Origin of the sequence: Paraburkholderia sp. RL18-085-BIA-A (genome assembly GCF_046027075.1) — a bacterium.
GTDB lineage: Bacteria > Pseudomonadota > Gammaproteobacteria > Burkholderiales > Burkholderiaceae > Paraburkholderia.
In genome coordinates, this window is sequence record NZ_JARESU010000156.1 from 1 (window position 1) to 17,404 (window position 17,404).

General features: G+C 59.2%; 15 protein-coding genes and 5 pseudogenes. 12 read left to right on the forward strand and 8 right to left on the reverse strand.

Going from position 1 to position 17,404, the window contains the following annotated elements; genetic code table 11:
- Positions 1-182: 182 nt before the first annotated feature.
- Together P0D89_RS44695 and htpX are read right to left on the reverse strand one after the other, a co-directional pair.
- Complete coding sequence (locus P0D89_RS44695; protein WP_408368696.1) at positions 183-1,259, reverse strand: AI-2E family transporter; 1,077 nt, start codon at positions 1,257-1,259, stop codon at positions 183-185.
- 165 nt (positions 1,260-1,424) lie between these two features.
- On the reverse strand, positions 1,425-2,294 hold the full coding sequence (htpX, locus tag P0D89_RS44700) for a protease HtpX (RefSeq protein WP_408368694.1): 870 nt from the start codon (positions 2,292-2,294) through the stop codon (positions 1,425-1,427).
- Between the two features lie 187 nt (positions 2,295-2,481).
- Between htpX and P0D89_RS44705 the strand changes: the two genes are divergently transcribed.
- The 3 genes and pseudogenes from P0D89_RS44705 to P0D89_RS44715 form a co-directional block, all read left to right on the forward strand.
- Positions 2,482-2,811, forward strand: coding sequence for a hypothetical protein (locus P0D89_RS44705; protein WP_408368692.1), 330 nt, complete (start codon positions 2,482-2,484; stop codon positions 2,809-2,811).
- 305 nt (positions 2,812-3,116) lie between these two features.
- Positions 3,117-3,272: pseudogene (locus tag P0D89_RS44710) on the forward strand (CorA family divalent cation transporter); the annotation flags it as partial.
- Between the two features lie 219 nt (positions 3,273-3,491).
- Positions 3,492-3,767 (forward strand): annotated as a pseudogene (locus P0D89_RS44715) (hypothetical protein); the annotation flags it as partial.
- Positions 3,768-4,003: 236 nt separating this feature from the next.
- On the opposite strand, the gene P0D89_RS44720 reads toward P0D89_RS44715, so the two are convergent.
- From P0D89_RS44720 to P0D89_RS44730, 3 genes are all read right to left on the reverse strand, one after another.
- Positions 4,004-4,234, reverse strand: coding sequence for a hypothetical protein (locus tag P0D89_RS44720; protein ID WP_408378628.1), 231 nt, complete (start codon positions 4,232-4,234; stop codon positions 4,004-4,006).
- The gene (locus P0D89_RS44725; protein WP_408378631.1) at positions 4,231-4,596 is read right to left on the reverse strand and encodes a hypothetical protein; all 366 of its coding nucleotides are present in this window, start codon (positions 4,594-4,596) and stop codon (positions 4,231-4,233) included. Before P0D89_RS44725 ends, P0D89_RS44720 begins: the two co-directional genes overlap by 4 nt.
- A gap of 267 nt (positions 4,597-4,863) precedes the next feature.
- A complete protein-coding gene (locus P0D89_RS44730) occupies positions 4,864-5,337 on the reverse strand; it encodes a hypothetical protein (RefSeq protein WP_408368688.1) in 474 nt (157 codons plus the stop codon).
- Here P0D89_RS44730 and P0D89_RS44735 point away from each other — a divergent pair.
- From P0D89_RS44735 to P0D89_RS44775, 9 genes and pseudogenes are all read left to right on the forward strand, one after another.
- A pseudogene (locus P0D89_RS44735) lies at positions 5,333-5,806 on the forward strand (branched-chain amino acid ABC transporter permease); the annotation flags it as partial. The gene P0D89_RS44730 and the pseudogene P0D89_RS44735 sit on opposite strands and share 5 nt — an antisense overlap.
- Before the next feature lie 18 nt (positions 5,807-5,824).
- Positions 5,825-6,994: an ABC transporter permease subunit gene (locus P0D89_RS44740; RefSeq protein ID WP_408378633.1), complete on the forward strand. Its 1,170-nt coding sequence runs from the start codon at positions 5,825-5,827 to the stop codon at positions 6,992-6,994.
- A pseudogene (locus P0D89_RS44745) lies at positions 6,979-7,814 on the forward strand (LysR substrate-binding domain-containing protein); the annotation flags it as partial. The gene P0D89_RS44740 and the pseudogene P0D89_RS44745, both read left to right, overlap by 16 nt.
- Before the next feature lie 841 nt (positions 7,815-8,655).
- Positions 8,656-9,355 (forward strand): annotated as a pseudogene (locus P0D89_RS44750) (Bax inhibitor-1/YccA family protein).
- 43 nt (positions 9,356-9,398) lie between these two features.
- On the forward strand, positions 9,399-9,821 hold the full coding sequence (locus P0D89_RS44755) for a universal stress protein (RefSeq protein ID WP_408368684.1): 423 nt from the start codon (positions 9,399-9,401) through the stop codon (positions 9,819-9,821).
- Between the two features lie 248 nt (positions 9,822-10,069).
- Entirely contained in the window at positions 10,070-10,573 is a 504-nt protein-coding gene (locus tag P0D89_RS44760; RefSeq protein WP_408368682.1) for a hypothetical protein, read from the forward strand.
- Positions 10,574-11,259: 686 nt separating this feature from the next.
- Positions 11,260-12,447, forward strand: coding sequence for a serine hydrolase domain-containing protein (locus P0D89_RS44765; protein WP_408370254.1), 1,188 nt, complete (start codon positions 11,260-11,262; stop codon positions 12,445-12,447).
- 41 nt (positions 12,448-12,488) lie between these two features.
- Positions 12,489-12,755: a helix-turn-helix domain-containing protein gene (locus P0D89_RS44770; protein WP_408370257.1), complete on the forward strand. Its 267-nt coding sequence runs from the start codon at positions 12,489-12,491 to the stop codon at positions 12,753-12,755.
- A gap of 541 nt (positions 12,756-13,296) precedes the next feature.
- The gene (locus P0D89_RS44775) at positions 13,297-13,515 is read left to right on the forward strand and encodes a hypothetical protein (protein ID WP_408370269.1); all 219 of its coding nucleotides are present in this window, start codon (positions 13,297-13,299) and stop codon (positions 13,513-13,515) included.
- 879 nt (positions 13,516-14,394) lie between these two features.
- On the opposite strand, the gene P0D89_RS44780 is transcribed toward P0D89_RS44775, so the two are convergent.
- The 3 genes from P0D89_RS44780 to P0D89_RS44790 form a co-directional block, all read right to left on the reverse strand.
- Positions 14,395-14,727, reverse strand: a complete 333-nt coding sequence (locus P0D89_RS44780; protein ID WP_408370260.1) for a hypothetical protein — start codon at positions 14,725-14,727, stop codon at positions 14,395-14,397.
- 130 nt (positions 14,728-14,857) lie between these two features.
- Positions 14,858-16,672, reverse strand: coding sequence for an L-lactate permease (locus P0D89_RS44785; RefSeq protein ID WP_408370263.1), 1,815 nt, complete (start codon positions 16,670-16,672; stop codon positions 14,858-14,860).
- 117 nt (positions 16,673-16,789) lie between these two features.
- The coding region (locus tag P0D89_RS44790; protein WP_408378635.1) for a cation:dicarboxylate symporter family transporter at positions 16,790-17,404 on the reverse strand (615 nt) is incomplete at its 5' end.

Sequence of the window (17,404 nt, forward strand, 5' to 3'; positions counted from 1 at the left end):
TACGGCAATAGATTGCGCAACTAATTATGTGACACAGTAAGACTATGCTCCTGTTGCTGGCAGTCTCCTGCCAAATGACCGTTTACACAAAACTTTTTACACCCTGCTTCTAAAACCAACGAACCATCCTGCTCAACCCGCCTGACGGCACCAGCAGTTGATCACTTCAGCAGTGCGTTGGGCTAGCCTTGTGTTCCAGTGCCCACGGTTGTCTGTTCCTCCAGCCACCCACGCCACACTGCCATCAGGACCGCCAGGATGACGGGACCTACAAACAGTCCTACCAGGCCGAAGGCCGCAAGCCCGCCCAGCACACCGAACACGACCAGAAGAAACGGTATCCGGGTAGCGCTGCTGATCACGAGCGGACGAATCAGGTTGTCCACCCAGCTAACGACCAGTGCGCCCCAGAGTAAAAGGCCGACCCCGGCTAGCGTTTTTCCTGTGACGAGGAGCCATACACCGATCGATCCCCATACGAACGGCGTGCCAAAGGGTATCAACGCGATCAGCACCGTAAACGCAGCCAGCAACACCGGCGCCTGCATCCCGGCAACCCAGTAACCCAGGCCGGCAAGCGCGCCCTGCGCCAGTGCCGTCAGCACGAGCCCGTAGACGACCGCCTTGGTCGTGCCGCCGATAGAAGCGAGATAGGCGTCCAGGCGATCGCCCAGAAAACGCCGTAGGATGCGGCGCACTTGATCCAACGCGCTTTCGCCGTCCCGGTACATAAAAAACAGCGTCAGCAAGGCAAAGCCCAATTTCGTCGCATTGCGACCCACGCCGCCGACTAACTGGCCGACCTCCCCGGTCCACTGTCGGCCCCACTCAGCGATTTGCGCGCGCAAAGCCATCGGATCGGCCGATACTTGATTCAGTAGATCCTGCAGCCACAGCCCGAGCCACGGGACGCGCGCAATCAATTCCGGCAGTTTGTGCGGCCCATTGGCGAGGTAGCCGGCGACGGTCTGGTAGGCCGCGGCCAGTTCGTCACGCAGCAGCACGATCAGCCAGATTGACGGCAGAATGAACGCCGCCGAGAGAATGATCGTCATCAGCAGCGCGCTGCCGGTGGCGTTCCCGCGCATAAGCGAGCGCAAGCGGCGATAAGCGGGCCAGGTCACGTAGGCAAAGATGGTGGCCCAGGCCACAGGCACCAGGAACAGGTGCAGCACTACGTAGCTCAGCACTACGAGCACGCCAAGAAGAAAGGCGAGGATGACGCGCCTGACCAGGGGCTTCGGATAACTCTCGCACATGAACGCCTTTCCTTTAGATCCGCGGAGAATTTGCGGGCGCACCGGTGCTTCCGCGCGCCGTGGCCCGTGGTCGACACAGGAAGCCCGTTACCGGCGCCGCCTGAGCCCCCTTGCCTAACGTCGACGTCGCATGTCGGAATGCCGCGCGCAACCCTGCCTCACTGACTACCCGCGGCTTTGCAGCACGGCAATACGCCTGTCGATCGGTGGGTGCGTGGAGAACAGCCCGAGCCAGCCCGGCTTGTCGGTGATGCCGGACGCCTTGAAGGATTGCGGAAGTTCGCCGGGTGCAAGTCCACCCAGGCGGGCCAGCGCATTGATCATCGGTCGCGGAGAAGCCAGCAGTTGCGCAGAGCCCGCATCAGCGCGGAACTCGCGCAGGCGCGAGAAGTACGCGACGATCACCGAAGCGAGAATGCCGAAAACAATCTCGCAAACAATAACGGTAATGTAGAACCCGGGACCGACACCGCGTTCGGTACGAAACAAGGTCTTGTCCACGAAGTACCCGACCACACGGGCGAAGAAAATCACGAAGGTATTCACCACGCCCTGAATGAGCGTCAAGGTGACCATGTCGCCGTTGCTCACGTGCGAAATCTCATGGGCAAGGATAGCCTCCACTTCCTCCCCGTTCATCGATTGCAGCAATGCGGTGGAGACAGCCACCAGGGCTGAATTCTTGAAAGCCCCTGTGGCGAACGCGTTTGGTGCGCCTTCAAAAATTGCGACTTCCGGCATGCCAATGCGAGCACGCTGCGCGAGCTCCCGCACGGTGTCGACCAGCCATCGCTCAGTCGCATCGCGCGGCGACTCGATGACGCGCGCCCCGGTTGTCCATTTCGCCATCGGTCTGGAGATAAGCAGCGAAATGATCGAGCCGGCGAAGCCGATCACCAGCGAGAACACGAGCAGCGCATTGACGTTAAGCCCGCTCCCGGTCAGGAAGCCGCCGACGCCCAACACATTCAATACTATCGAAAGCACCAACATCACCGCGAGGTTGGTGGCGAGGAACAGCAAGATTCGTTTCATTCGCAAGTCTCCTGTAGAAGCTGGCTGAATGACTGCGGTGACATAGAACCCTCAACTCTCCTTTGACACCGGATAACCGAAAGGTTTATGTAATGTTACTATTTCAGCACAAGACGATTGCTACCGTCTTCGCGAGACGCTTAATCCTGCTCGGGGCAGGTGGCTCCACCCACCGGGGAGAATTCTGATGAGCGAGAAATCCTCCTCCGACGATGTCGGAGGCTCGAATGAAACGACCGAAGCGACGCTGGCCGCGCTGACAATGCAGATCAGCAAGTTCGTCAGCGAAGGGACGCTCGATAGCCGGTGCGCCGCAAAGCTGGTCAAGCGACTGAAAAAGGAAGCTGAGACCGTCGCTGAAAGCGGCAAGACCACGAAGACGGGCGAGAAAGAGCTAAAAAAAGCTTTCGGCGCTGTAGATGCATTACTGTGCGATCACGATGCGAGGCTGCTGGTCACGGCCAACGCAGCGCTGCGGACGACAGACGAGGTAGCCAGTCCCAGGAAGTCGCCGTAACGTTTAAGGGCGTGGGAAGGAAAACGTCGGCCTGTCGGAAGCATGCAACCGCGATGTTGTTTACCAGGTCTCGGGGCTCACCCACGACGACGCTCAATTCTCAGGCACTGTCGGAGTGCTCTTGAGCTTCGGACCAATCTTTCCGAGTTCCGTACGTGCCTGACGAAGTACGTGGGCGGCCGACGTCATGGCTAGTGGCGCCAGCAATGCGGCGACGATCAGATCGGGCCAGGCCGCCCCGGCTCCGGATACCCCCGCAGCAGCCAGCAGGACGGCGATGTTGCCGGGAGCGTCGTTCCGCGTGCACAACCAGGCGACTGGCCTGGCCGGGGGCGATCCTCGCAGTGCCAACGGTGATCTTCAGCCTGTATGGGATGAACTTCGAGGGCATGCCCGAACTGAAAACTGCCTGGGGCTACCCCCTGCCGTTGTTCGTCATCGTTACTGCTTGCGCAGCACTAGCATCTGGGGTTCAACAAAGGACAGCTTGTGAGAGACCGGTTGGGCTACGGTTCAGCGTCCTTGTCCCGGTAACGGGACGAATCGATGATGTGACTCTGGCGAAGGTTGTGTGCGATGACGCAACCGTCCTCGATTGGTTGCGAACCGCGATTCACCATGGTAGAAGCACCGCACGAACGCGCCCGTTTGCGGCACGAAGAACACGACAGGAGTATGCGGTGAAACGAACCGCCGAAAATCAGCGGAAGGTGGTCGCGGTACGCGTCAACCCACAGATCGAGCAAAGGTTGCGGCTACTGGCAGAATTAACTGGACGCAGGCAATCGTTTTTCCTGCAGCAGATGATCGAAGGCGGCATTGGCGCGATGGAGGATACCTGGCTGCCGCCGGATGTTCTCTGGCAGATCCGGAGCGGCACGATGCCGGCGCGGCAACAGGCGGACGACGCGATTCCAGACCTCTTTGGCAGCTCATTGCCCGACGAGGCGAGCTGATAAGGGGTTGCGTTTTGCGCAGAAAATGGCGGTCAACTGGTTGCGGGTTTCCCTCTAGCGCGAGCTGGAGGCAGTGAATCGATGTGGCATGAGCGCGCAGGGGAGGTTTGAGTTGTGAAAAAAATGCGATCGTTATGCTACTTTGAGCGATCAATTGTCAGGATTACAGATGACATGGGCGTGATGCTTCATGGCGCGCTGCGCCATCGCCATGGTGCTGGCATCAGCGCTGATTGTCAGCAGTAGTGCCGCAGGTTGATCATCGTGTAAGCGAGGGTCTTGAAGGCGTAATGGACCGGGCTCAGACGCTCGAAGCGAAGCAGCAGACGCCGGAACTTGTCCTCCCAGGCGAAGACCCGCTCGATGGTCCTGAAGCGCTCCTCGAGAATGGCTGGATCGAAGCGCAGTTTGCGGCCCCGCTTCGGCGCTTTGCGTCCACGCGGATTTTCGGGAATGTTGGGAATCATGTCCCGGTTGAAAATCGCCTTGCGGTTGGCCCGGCAGTCGTAGACGCTGTCCAGGCTGACCGTTGCGCCTTGCAGGCCATGCCAATGGCGCGGACCATGTGGCTCAGTATGGGCAGCGCGTCACGCAACAGCGGCGATTCGTTGTGGTTGCCCGGGGCAGAAACGAATGGCGCGATCACGTTGCAGCGGCGATCGCAGAAGGCGACCACCTTGTCGCCTTTCTGGTGTCTGTGCCCGCTGTACCCCAGGTTGTCGCCGCCCTTCTTCGCGGCAGTGCTCGTGCCGTCGCCGTGAATGACCGTGAGGTCCAGGAGCTGGTCCTGATGAAGCCGCCGATGTACAGCAGCTGAAGGATTCAACACTTAGTTTCGTTGGAATCGCGTGCCCGCCTTGACTTCCAGCGATCCGTAACATCCACAAATCTGGACTTCGACCGATCCGGCCGCGCAGACCACCAAATCCAGTCCTGATGCGGCTCGCAGACAAAATTAGCCCCCTCAGAAAACCCGCAACCAGTTCTGAGGTAATTCTCTGGACATCCCATTCAAAGGGAAATATTACAGATTGTAATATATGTGGCGGTGAGCTACTCTTCTAACCTGGGTGTTTCCAGGAAGAGTGAAACGCCGTCAAGGATAGCCACAGCGAGCAACAGTGGCATCTGGCTGGCATCCAGATGTTGGTTTGATCGCGAAATGCTGTCGAACTAGGCCGAATGCCGACCGGAAAACCTGCGGCCACTCGAAATCGATCTGCCGCCGGTTTGCTCGTTGAAGCCTGATCTGAGCGACGGAGTGGGAGCTGAACCTGAGTCGGACGATCCACACGAAACTGAACAGGATTTCGAGCGTGAGGATCAGGCGCGAGATGCGGCGCGCGTTCTTGCCAACAAGTTGCTTAAAGAACATGAGTTCTGAATTGCCGCGCCGACCGTCCGAACCCAGACAACTGACGAACCGTCGAAAACAGCGACGGAAATAGCCATGTGGACTTGCCGGAACCGCAATGCGCGGTTCGCCTTCGATGAGGTCGAGCCGCAGACCGACGAGAATGGATTTTTCTTCATTTGTCGGGGCTGCGACTACCGGAACAAGCTGGATCATCGTCGTCGCGTTCCTCGTGATGGGCGGCCTGCTGCTGCTCGTGCACAAGGCGAAGCTGGGCCGCGCAATGCGCGCGATCGCCGAGAACCCGGGCGTCGCGAGCCTGATGGGCGTGAACCCGAACTTCGTGATTTCGGCGACCTTCATGATCGGCTCGGCGCTGGCCGCCCTGGCCGGCGTGATGATCGCGTCCGAATACGGCAACGCACACTTCTACATGGGCTTCATCCCCGGCCTGAAGGCGTTCACCGCATCGGTGCTCGGCGGGATCGGCAACCTGGACGGCGTGATGGTCGGCGGCGTGATTCTGGGTCTGATCGAACAGCTGGGTGCCGGCTACATCGGCAACCTGACGGGTGGCGTGTTCGGCAGTAACTACCAGGACGTGTTCGCATTCATCGTGCTGATCATCGTGCTGGTGTTCCGTCCGTCGGGCCTGTTGGGCGAACGTGTCGCGGATCGCGCGTAAGGGGAAGGAGCAGCTAACATGACCTCAATTCAACCGATCGAGCCGTCCACGACGCTCATCCCTGAAAGGAACCTGACGAAGACGCTGACCGTCGGCATCATTACGGCGATCTTCGTAATCGCCGCACCGATGATCATCGGCGCGGCCGGCGGCAACTACTGGGTGCGCGTGCTCGACTTCGCGATGCTCTATGTGATGCTCGCGCTCGGCCTGAACGTGGTGGTCGGCTTCGCCGGCCTGCTGGATTTGGGCTACATCGCGTTCTACGCGATCGGCGCTTACACGGCCGCCTTGCTGAGCTCGCCACACCTCGCGACGCAGTTCGAGTGGATCGCGCATCTGGCTCCGAACGGGCTGCATACGCCCATCTGGATCATCGTGCCGGTCGCGATGTCGTTCGCCGCGTTTTTCGGGATCGTGCTCGGTGCGCCGACCCTGCGTCTGCGTGGCGACTACCTCGCGATCGTGACCTTGGGCTTCGGGGAAATCGTGCGGATCTTCATGAACAACCTCGACCGTCCGGTGAACATCACCAACGGCCCGAAGGGGATCACGGGGATCGATCCGGTGCAGGTGGGCGGCTTCAGCCTCGCGCAGACGCACTCGCTGTTCGGCTTCCAGTTCCCGTCGGTGTACTCGTACTACTACCTGTTCGTGCTGTGTTCGCTGCTGGTGATCTGGACCTGTACGCGTCTGCAGCATTCGCGTATCGGCCGAGCGTGGGCCGCGATCCGCGAAGACGAAATCGCCGCCAAGGCGATGGGTATCAACACCCGCAACATCAAGCTGCTGGCGTTCGCGATGGGCGCGTCGTTCGGCGGCCTGTCGGGCGCGATGTTCGGCTCGTTCCAGGGCTTCGTGTCGCCGGAATCGTTCACGTTCTGGGAATCGGTGGTGGTGCTGGCGTGCGTGGTGCTCGGCGGCATGGGCCATATTCCGGGCGTGGTTCTCGGTGCGGTGCTGCTCGCCGTGTTCCCGGAATTCCTGCGCTCGACGATGGGACCGCTGCAGAACATGATCTTCGGCCATGAAATCGTCGATACGGAAGTGATCCGTCAGCTGCTGTACGGCCTCGCGATGGTCATCATCATGCTGTACCGCTCGGAAGGCCTGTGGCCGTCGCCGAAGCATGAAGACAAGATTGCGAAAATGGCGAAGCGCGCTGGCAAGAAGCCGGTGCGTGCCTAACTGACACGCCGCAAACGCTCAGCGGGCAGATCAAGCTGCTTGAAGAAGCGCTGGACAAAAAGCTGTTCAGGAAAAACGGGCGGACGATCGAACTCACCGATGCAGGGCGCCTGGCGCTCGATTACGCCGACGAAATATTCTCGCTGGGCTCGGAACTCGAGAGCGCGGTGCGGCGCGAGAACGAATCCGGCGCCAAACGCGGTTTCGCGTCGGGATCGCGGATGCGTTGCCAAAGGCAATCGACTACCGGCTGCTGGAACCAGCGCTGAGCGCTTCAGTGTCGCTGCGCATGATCTGTCACGAAGGTAAGCTGCATGCGCTGCTCGCGCAACTGGCCGTGCACCGCCTCGACCTGATCATCGCGGATGCCCCCATTCCCGCCGACGTCAACATCAAGGCGTTCAATCACCGGCTCGGCCGTTCGACGCTAAGCTGCTTCGGCGCGGAGACGCTGGTCCAGAGCGGCAGGAACCGCTTCCCGTTGTCACTCGGTCAGTTGCCGGTGTTGCTGCCGGGCACGGAATCCGCGGTGCGCCGCAAGCTGGATCACTGGCTGGCGTCACATGCAATTTCGCCGCGCATCGTCGGAGAATTCGACGACGGAGCAATGACCATGGCGTTCGGCCGTGAAGGCCGCGGCCTGCTGTTCGCACCAACCGTGCTGGAGAGCCAGTTACAGGCAGAGCACAAACTGATGGTGGTCGGGCAGATCAACACCATCGTCGAAGAGTTCTTTGCGATCTCGATCGAGCGCCACATCAGTCATCCGGCTGTCGCGATGATCATGGACGCGGCGCGTAGCGAATTGTTCAATGGTTAGACGGTGCCGCTTCGGTAGACAGCGCATTGTCTTCGAGCATTCACGAGTGGTCGCTGCACCGCGCGACCGCTGCGTTCTGCGCAACGCCGTATGCAAACGATAGCGACCGGCGCATCAATCGGTATCCTTGCAGAGTTGAACCGCGCTTCATTGCCTGACGTCCACAACGCAATGTCGATCGCCGCCGCGTCTGCGGCGCGGAATATACGACGGCTCACCGAGTCAATTTTCGGAAATCCCATTCAAAGGACAATATTACAGATTGTAATGTATGTAGCGGTGAGCTACTCTTCCAAGGGTGATCGCAGGAAGTGTGGAGCGTCGTCAAGGACACCCACGGCGAGCAACAGTGGCGTCTGGCTGGCATTCAGCAGTTGTTTTGATCGCGAAATGGCGTTGAACCACATCGAATGCCGACCGGAAAACCTGCGGTTCACGACCGCTCGAAAGCGATCTGCCGCCGGTTTGCTCGCCGAAGCCTGATCTGAGCGACGGCAGCCTTTAACGCGTTGCCGCACTTACGTCTGCCGGGTAGTCTGGAGAGCATCAGGTTGGTCAACGGAGTAACGCTCTGACGCTGCGCGTTGCCGATCGATTCAGCGTACTCGTCCGCAACAAGTCGGTTCCTCATGCCTACGTTCAACCCATAGCCATCAGGATACCAAACCATTTTAAATTCGGGAAACATCAGGGCAGCGCAACTGCGTGCAGTATCAAGGTTAAATTTGACGCAGAAGCAAACGGCTCGTGGCGCTAGCGGTCGGAGTTTGAGAGTCACAAAACGAAGGTATGCTCAAGAAGCATACATCCAGCCCTGACAGATGATAGGTAAGGAACAGCTATGAGAGAGTCCCGATCCAGTTTCGGTCTGCATGGCACTGTCACGTCAGTCGAAACCCGCAACCGCGTGCTGCGTAACACCTACTGGCTGCTAGCGTTGTCGATGGTGCCGACGGTGTTCGGCGCATGGCTCGGGGTTGCGACCAGCTTTTCGCTGTTCGCCAGCATCAGCCCGACTTTGAGCTTCATCGGGTTTCTCGCGATCGCGTTCGGCTTCATGTTCGCGATCGAGCGCACAAAGGAAAGCGGTATCGGCATGGCATTGCTGCTCGCCTTCGCGTTTTTCATGGGCCTTATGCTGTCGCGGCTCCTGAGTTTCGTCCTCGGGTTCTCGAACGGGCCGCAGCTGGTCATGCTGGCATGCGGAGGCACCGGCGTCATCTTCGCTGCCATGGCGACCATCGCCACAATCAGCAAGCGCGACTTCTCGGGCCTCGGCAAGTGGCTGTTTGTGGGGCGTCATCGTGATTCTGCTCGCCGCGTTCGCGAACATCTTCCTGCAATTGCCGGCGTTGATGCTGACGGTGTCGGTGCTGGCTATCGTAATCTTCTCGGCTTACATGCTGTTCGACGTGCAACGCGTGGTGAATGGCGGCGAAACGAACTACATCACCGCCGCGCTCGCCATCTATCTGGATGTGTATAACGTATTCGTCAACCTGCTGGCGCTGCTCGGCATCTTCGGCGGCGAACGCAAGTGAACGGCTGTCATGACGTCTCCAGCCAGGTTAATGTGAGGTCGCAGTGAAGATACTATTGCCGGTCGACGGTAGCAACTTCACCAAACGGGCGCTCGATTTCATTGCAAGCAATGGCACTCTATTCGGCCCTAGCCATACTTACATGGCACTCACCGTTGTTACACAGATTCCTGCCCATGCCCGCGGATTCTTGGAACACGACGTCGTCCAAGCGTATTACCGGGAGGAAGCGGAAAAGGTGCTGGCACCCGTGCGCGAGTTCGCAAGCCGACATTCACTCTCGATGACGACGCACCATGTCATCGGTCATGCTGCGGAATGCGTTGCTGCATTCGCCGAGGCCCAGCAACCGGACCTCATCATAATGGGATCACATGGCCACTCGGCGATTGCCAATCTCGTCCTTGGGTCCGTGGCAGCGGGCATATTGGCGCGCTGCGGCAGCCCGACTCTCATCGTTCGCTAGTTCAAGAATTGCTACAAAGACAGCCCGAGATAAACACCCAGCGCTGCATCCGTCGCACACTTTTGCTGGGGCAGCCCCATGTCTTAGCGAAAATCGACGAATTCGGGGTGCCACATGCGGTGTGTCGCCACGCCGCCATAAGTGACAGTTGGGACTGCAGCGTGAGCGGCTGCATTCCTGCCAGCCGTCGTGGCCGCGCCTTTCAACGGCATGGATCACCCACTTGCAATTCAAGGGATGCTACAAAAATGAAGTTTCTTTTGCGCTTCTTTACGATCGTCCATGGGCTGATGGCTGTTCTCTTCACCTGCGCGGCGCTGATGTTGATTGCGATTGCTGCTCGCATCGGATCGATTGCATTTGCGAGTCAATGGGACCAGGCAAGCGCGCAATCCATCATTGAAGCTTTGGGGCTGCTGGCTGGGGCCGTTGTCGCCTTGCAGATCGCCGAGACCATCGTAGAGGAAGAGGTCATACGGGAGGCTGACGTGAGCGCGCCGACGCGGGTACGACGTTTCATGTCGCGATTCTTAGTGGTTGTCGTCGTCGCGCTTGCCATCGAAGGGCTCGTGGCAACGTTCAAAGCGCTGCACCAAGACCCATCGCAGCTTCGGTATGCGGCCGGGTTGATTGCTTCGACAGCCTTGCTTCTTGCCTCCTGGGGGCTGTTCGTCCACCTGAATCGGTCCGCGGAAGAGTTAGAGCCGGAGGCCATGGCGGACGCGAAACGCGAAGACAAGAAAGTGCAATAGTCCAGTGCCGAATGTGCTGCCCGAATAGCTGAAGTCATTTCAACGAGTATCAATGCGACTTCAACACATTAACTGTTCAAATTGTTCCGTAGGCAACGGTGAAACACAGGCCCTAAACGACCGATTAAGAGAACTGTGGGTGTCCCTTGTGGGTCGGGTCCAGCCGATCAATGACGGTCAGAGGGCGGCCGAGGTCGTGTCAAAACGCAAAATCACTAGGTTTTAGGGGGTGCTTTACCCCTCCCGAGGTGTCGCGAGGCCGATATAGGGCGTTCTTGACAAGCCGTTTCTTGCGCTGAGCCGAAGCGGCGTGCGTTTTGACACGGTCTGGGCCAGGAGGTGCTATTTGAATAGCAACCAGGGATGCCTGTTGACGCGCGGCAACCGGTCATCGGTCGATGGTCCATGATCTGCGCCAAATCAGCGCTGCGAAGCCACTCTCTCAAGTCTCAACTGGTCTGAAAATTCCAAGGTTGGTCACCGGACCTCGCGAATGGTGGCTTCGTACGGCATAGGAGTTTTTGGGGCCAATCCAGCTCCTGTTCGTTGCCTGCTCCGAACAGTTCTGCCCCAGATCCGGGACAGGTTTTCCGACCTGGTTCTCCTATACTGATGTAAGCTTGCGAATCGCTTACAGGCGGCCGACGCAAGTGTGTAACGCTGCCGCCTAGGATCGGAGACAGGCAATGACACAGGTCAAAATGAAGTCGGCGCTGGATGCTGTGCTCAAACAGTCGGTCGAGCGCCACGGCGGCGTCCCTGGGGTGGTGGCCATGGCCACCGACCGCCACGGCAACTTCTACGAAGGCGCTGTCGGCACCCGTGAGCTGGGCAAGGACAGCCCGATGACCACCGACTCGGTATTCGCCATTTTTTCCACCACGAAGGCCCTTGCGGGCGTCTGCATGATGCAACTGGTGGAAGAAGGGAAAATCAGCCTCAGCGACCCTGCTGGCAAATACGTCCCGGAAATCGACGAGTTGCAGGTTCTCGACGGCTTCGATGACAACGACCAGCCCAAAACCAGACCCCCCAGACGGAAGATCACGGTCAACGACCTGATGCTCCATACCTCGGGCTTGTGCTACGAATTCTTTAGCGCCGACGACCTGAAGTACCGCACGGCAAAAAAGATTCCGACCATTGTGTCCAGCACGTTCGCGGCCATTCGCACCGTGCTGCTGCACGACCCTGGCGAGCGCTGGACCTACGGCGTCAATCTCGACTGGCTGGGCCGCATTGTCGAGCAGCAACGCGGAAAGCGCCTCGGTGAAGTGATGAAGGACCGTATCTTTGACCCGCTGGGTATGAAGGACATCGCCTTCACCATGAGCGACTCGATGGCACAACGCCGCGCCACTATCCATGACCGCGCAGCGGACGGCAAGGTGACTCCGTTGCCCGATCTGGTCCTGCCGCAACCTCCCGAGATGGACTGCGCCGGTCATGGCCTGTATGCCACGGTCGGCGAATACATGAAGTTCATCCGCATGATCCTGAACGACGGAGCCGGGCCGAACGGCCGCGTGCTGAGGGCTGAAACGGTGACGGCCATGAGCCGGGACGGTCTGGCCGATTTGGCTGTTTCGGTCGGCGGTTGGGTCACCTCGATCCCGTCACTGAGCAATACGGGCGAGTTCTTCCCGGCTCTCGACAAGGGCTGGGGCTACACGTTCATGATCAACCGTGAAGATGCGCCCTCGGGGCGGCCTGCTGGTTCGCTGATGTGGGCGGGTCTGGGCAACCTCTTTTTCTGGATTGACCGCAAGAATGGCATCGGCGGCTATTGGGCCAGCCAGATCCTGCCATTCCAGGATGCGGTTTCCTACCCGGGGTTTGTCGAATTCGAGACCGCCGTCTACCATCATCGGTAAATCGGGCGGGCGGTGAGCCGGACCATGCAGTCCGGCGTGCCGTGCCTACCGCCGTAGGACAGTCCGGCTTGCATCACCGCTTCGTGGCCGGCTCCCGACCTCGTTTTCATCTCACGACCGGACGGCTGACGCTTGCCAGGTCAATGCTGTCTTCAGGCGGATTGTCGTTGCTCGATGTCGCCCGCACGGGTTTCCAGACCCAGCAGCATTTCACCGACGTCTTTCATCGCTACACGGGGATGACCCCGCGTATTTTCCGCCTCGCCGCCCGAGGCGCGACGCGTGCATCGGAGGACTACGCGGCATGATCGCAGAAACCCGACACGTCCAGACACGGATGAAAAAGAAACGGCAATAACCCGCACCTGATCTATAAACACATTGTTTCGAAGGCGGCGCAACGTTGAGTAGTTGGAGGCGTTGTCGATGAATTCGCAACGTCTGATGCGATACCTGCAGCGGACGGACAAGTGCTTCCCTTGAATGGCCGGAAGGGGTCGAGTTATGCCTTTCCCATATTTGCTGCGATCGGCGATCTCGTGAGGTCTGCGTCGGGCCGGGTTCGGCCACGAACGATCGATCGGCATCGACTTCCGGATCGCTGATAATCGATGCGCACCCGTATTTGGACGGAGCGTTCCCATAAGAACTCTCGTTGTTGTCCTGCTCTCGCTGGTCAGCGAGCTTTGCTGTTACTGCCTACGATGTACATATCATTCGTAAAGCGTTTTGGGCCGAAGAGTCCGAGTTCCAATTCACCTCGCAGAGTGACAGAGCGACCTCGGCGGTGACAAACAGGTCCAGCTTGTCCAACGCGACGACGAGTAGGGCAAACGTTTGGAGACTGCCATACATTTCCACTACCAACAATTCCACATCAACGCGTCACCTCTTGATGAAGGCGGCCACTATTACGGCGGCGCTAAGATCTATCGGCGCGCCCCGGTGGGTGGCGATGCCGTTGAGGTGAAGTATTCGGGCGACCTCGGCGATTATTCGTCCGACGCGGATGCTATTGAGGCGGCGCAGCGCTGGGCGATTCAGTGGTGCGACGAGAACTTGGCCTAGGTCGCGTGCAACGATTCCTCGAGAATCACGCTGGAGACAGATATGGCCGAAGGGAAAGAGCAATTTGAAGAGCACAAAGGTTTCACTATCCGGGTCCTGGCTGTCCCGGAGCATTCGCCGCACCCACCAGACATCCAGTTCGGGTATGCCGGATAGGTCTGTCGGCCCAGCGACGATATTCGCTATTCACCTAGCAGGGTGAATTTCTCTCACGCGATACCTGACCTGCCAAATGCAGAGGCCGCAGAGCAAGCCGGGTTCGCCGAAGGGCGGTCGATCGTCGACGGGACGCATCCAGACTTATCGGTTGATGGTCTGTAATTCCGAGCGTCGCCTCCAGGAGCTCGACTACCCCTGTGTGCCTGACGCAGGTAGACCTGCAGCGGACCGTTTATCCATTCAGCCGGACCGTGTCCGGCCATGAACCGCCATTCGCCCGTGCCATCGGTCGGACGTTCAGACGTCGGCTCCGCCTCTGCAACCGGTCATTAGACTCAATAAGGGACGCGAGGGTCGCTTCATCGGCCCTAGCCGAACCATGTCGAGGTTCCGGAAGGCGGATGTTGAATCGGGCGTCAACGCCGATGTGGGCAAGACTCGAGCAACCACCAGAGGCCGTGCGGCTGCAGCACTCAAAACCGGGTGCCCAAGTCGAATACAAGTTCATTTGCCAGCAAATGTAGGTCATCGCGGTGGGTTCGTTCGGTGCTTGCACATCGCCACCCGCAGGCAATGCGCTCCCTGCGCCGTCGTGTGGGACAAAGCGGCGATGCAGAGCGCCGTAATACCTGTCGTGCTGTTGCGCATACGCATGTGCCGCGGCATGCCAGTCGTCGGTCGCGAGCAGGCAGTCGCGCAGCACCCGGACATCGCGCAACGTCAGCAAGAGTCCGCATCCCCGACGAGCACGACACCTCCACGATACGGATGATCGACCCAACTGTCGGCGCCGGGAAACGCGGCGAGCGGCCCAGCCACACTGGCGCCGGCATACCAATCGCGGGGCATGCCGGTCTCGACACACGCATCAACGAAGTCGCCGACATGCTGGCTGCCGCTGATCGGCCGCGCCCGCTGCAAGGTGCTGGACACAAAATATGACCGAAACCGCTGCCGGCCGAGCGGAAAGATCAACGCCCCCAGCCCGCGCGACGGATTCTGAAAATACTGGACCGCGTCGTCGATGACGACGTCGTAGTTACCGTGTGCCATCTCGCTCGATCCTCCGCCAAATCGGGGCGCGTCGCCGCGTATGCGGATAGTTATAGACGAACGGAAGGGGATATCGCATTTTCCGGGCTGTGTGAGCCACCTGTGAAGGCGTTGACTTGGCTCTGCGCATTCATTTGCCGGCGGGTGGTATCGGAATCATCCCCGGGAAGACATACGCCTGCAACATGGCAATCACACCAATCACCGCCGCCCCAGCGATCGAATGAAAGAACACCGTCCGGAAAATCGGTCCAAGTGCGAATGACCGCTCCTTCGGATCGTCGTAGCAGGCGGCGCACGCGACCATGATGGATTGAGCGTCGATCATCTTGCCCATTACGCCGCCCGTCGAGTTTGTCGCCACGATCAGGATGGGGTTCAGGTTGAGTTGCTGCGCGGTGATGCGCTGCAGGCTGCCGAAGAGGGCATTTGACGCCGTGTCGGAGCCCGTCAGGAAGACACCGAGCCAACCGAGGTACGCCGCGAAGAACGGATAGAGCACTCCGGCACCCGTGAATGCAAGACCGAGGACTGCATCGGTGCCTGAGTAGCGCGTCAGGAACCCCAAGCCCAGCACCTGGGCAATGACCAGCACCGGGATCTTCATCCTGCGCATGGTCTGCATGAAGGCGTCCTTCCATTGCGTTACGCTTAGCCTGAGTACGAGACCGGAAAGCACTGCTGCGACAAAAACGCCTGTGCCCGCGGCGGACAACCAGTTGATCGTGAATCGGGCAGCCTCCGCTTTAGCGTTGACGGGTACGACGGGCGGCATCCGTTGCACGAGGTTATGCAGCGCGGGCATGTCCCAGACAGGCAGCGACAGCGAACCCTTGAACGGCGAACCGAGCAGCGTCGTGGAAAATGTGAATCCGGCAAACAGGTTGTTGAGAAACTTCTTGAACTCCGGTACGCCCCACAGTGCACAACAGGCGATCAGAATCACCCACGGCATCCATGCATAGGCGGTTTCGGCAGCCGAGTACCTGTAATTCCACCCGGTGCTTTCTGTCGTCGTTGTCGCCGTGCTCTTGCCTGCTCGCACGAGTGCCTCACGTTCGGAGCGGAGCAGGAAGCGTGTCTTCGGGTGCCAGATGAAGCGCAGGAATAGCGCCGTGCAGATCACCGAAAAGACGCCCGACACCACGTCGGTCATCAGGTGGAGTGCGTTGCTCCCGGAAGCGTAGAACTGCATGAGCGCAAACGATCCACCCGCACACAGCATCGCCGGCCAGACTTCGAAGACTTCCTTCCATGACCCGCCTTCCATCTTCACGAACGTCGCGACCAGCCAGAAGGGCACGAGAACCGATACGAACGGCAACTGATGGCCCGCCATCGAGGAAAGCGTGACCTGATCGAGTTCGCTCACGGCCGCGAGTGTAACGATCGGCGTGCCGATCGCGCCCCAGGCGACGGGTGCGGTATTGGCGAGCAGGTTCAGCACGGCTGACTGAAATGGCTTGAAGCCGAGGCCCACCATCACAGCCCCTGCGATCGCGACGGGTGTCCCGAATCCCGACGTACCTTCGATGATTGCGCCGAATGAGAAGGCGATCAATACGCACTGCAGCCGCCGGTCGAACGAAATGTGGACGATCGATTCCTTGACGATCTCGAACTTTCCGCTAACAACGCTCATCGTGTAGAGGAACATTGCGGCCAGGACGATCCAGATAATTCCCAGAAATCCAGAAAGGGAGCCGAGCGCAAAGGCCGAGACGGCCGTCACCACTGGCATTCTGAAAACCAGACACGAGACAATGAAGGCGGCGACGACGCCGAAAAAAGCCGCGTAGGGTGCCGGGATGCCCAAATGCACGTTGCCCTGCGCATCGCGATGGCGGTGCAAGGCAATGAAATAGAGTAGCGTCAGAATCGGGATCGCGGCAACGATCGTGGACAGGAATGTATTGCCCAACGGGTCATAGGTCTGCTGGTACATGTTTTTCCTTTTTGACCTTAGGATTTGCACCCTGCTCGTAGTCCGTTCGAGGCTTGTCGAAGCTGTGCTGGCGAGAACAGCGCACAACATTCCAGGACTATTGTGTCCACACGCTCCTTAGATGTTGTGCGCTCGCGGTCCCGCCGTAGCGATAGGCATCCTTTCGTCCGTACGGTCAAACACCTTTTCCGGCTCGTCCGCCTCCTCCGGAGTCTCGTTATCGAGGACCCGGCGCATTCTGGATTGGTCCAGTTCGTTGGTCCACCTGGCGACCACCAATGTAGCCACAGCATTGCCGATGAAATTCGTCAGCGCGCGCGCTTCGGACATGAAGCGGTCGATACCAAGGATAAGCGCAAGACCTGCAACTGGTACATGTCCGACCGCAGACAGCGTTGCCGCAAGCACGATGAAACCGCTGCCCGTAACACCAGCAGCGCCTTTAGAGGTCAGCAGCAAGACGGCTAGCAACGTAAGCTGATGCGTGAGGTCCAGCGGCGTATTCGTCGCCTGGGCGATAAAGATGGCAGCCAGTGTGAGGTAGATCGACGTGCCATCGAGATTGAACGAGTATCCCGTAGGAATGACTAGTCCAACCACTGATTTCTTCGCGCCAAGATTTTCCAGCTTCACCATGACGCGAGGCAGCGCTGCCTCCGACGAGGAGGTTCCAAGAACGATAAACAGTTCTTCCTTGAGGTACTTGATCAACTTCCACACGCTGAAACCATG

Bases quoted from the DNA above. Each gene is read 5' to 3' on its own strand.
- P0D89_RS44695 (WP_408368696.1), bottom strand. From the start codon at position 1,259: ATGTGCGAGAGTTATCCGAAGCCCCTGGTCAGGCGCGTCATCCTCGCC.
- htpX (WP_408368694.1), bottom strand. From the start codon at position 2,294: ATGAAACGAATCTTGCTGTTCCTCGCCACCAACCTCGCGGTGATGTTG.
- P0D89_RS44705 (WP_408368692.1), top strand. From the start codon at position 2,482: ATGAGCGAGAAATCCTCCTCCGACGATGTCGGAGGCTCGAATGAAACG.
- P0D89_RS44720 (WP_408378628.1), bottom strand. From the start codon at position 4,234: ATGATTCCCAACATTCCCGAAAATCCGCGTGGACGCAAAGCGCCGAAG.
- P0D89_RS44730 (WP_408368688.1), bottom strand. From the start codon at position 5,337: ATGATCCAGCTTGTTCCGGTAGTCGCAGCCCCGACAAATGAAGAAAAA.
- P0D89_RS44740 (WP_408378633.1), top strand. From the start codon at position 5,825: ATGACCTCAATTCAACCGATCGAGCCGTCCACGACGCTCATCCCTGAA.
- P0D89_RS44760 (WP_408368682.1), top strand. From the start codon at position 10,070: ATGAAGTTTCTTTTGCGCTTCTTTACGATCGTCCATGGGCTGATGGCT.
- P0D89_RS44765 (WP_408370254.1), top strand. From the start codon at position 11,260: ATGACACAGGTCAAAATGAAGTCGGCGCTGGATGCTGTGCTCAAACAG.
- P0D89_RS44780 (WP_408370260.1), bottom strand. From the start codon at position 14,727: ATGGCACACGGTAACTACGACGTCGTCATCGACGACGCGGTCCAGTAT.
- P0D89_RS44785 (WP_408370263.1), bottom strand. From the start codon at position 16,672: ATGTACCAGCAGACCTATGACCCGTTGGGCAATACATTCCTGTCCACG.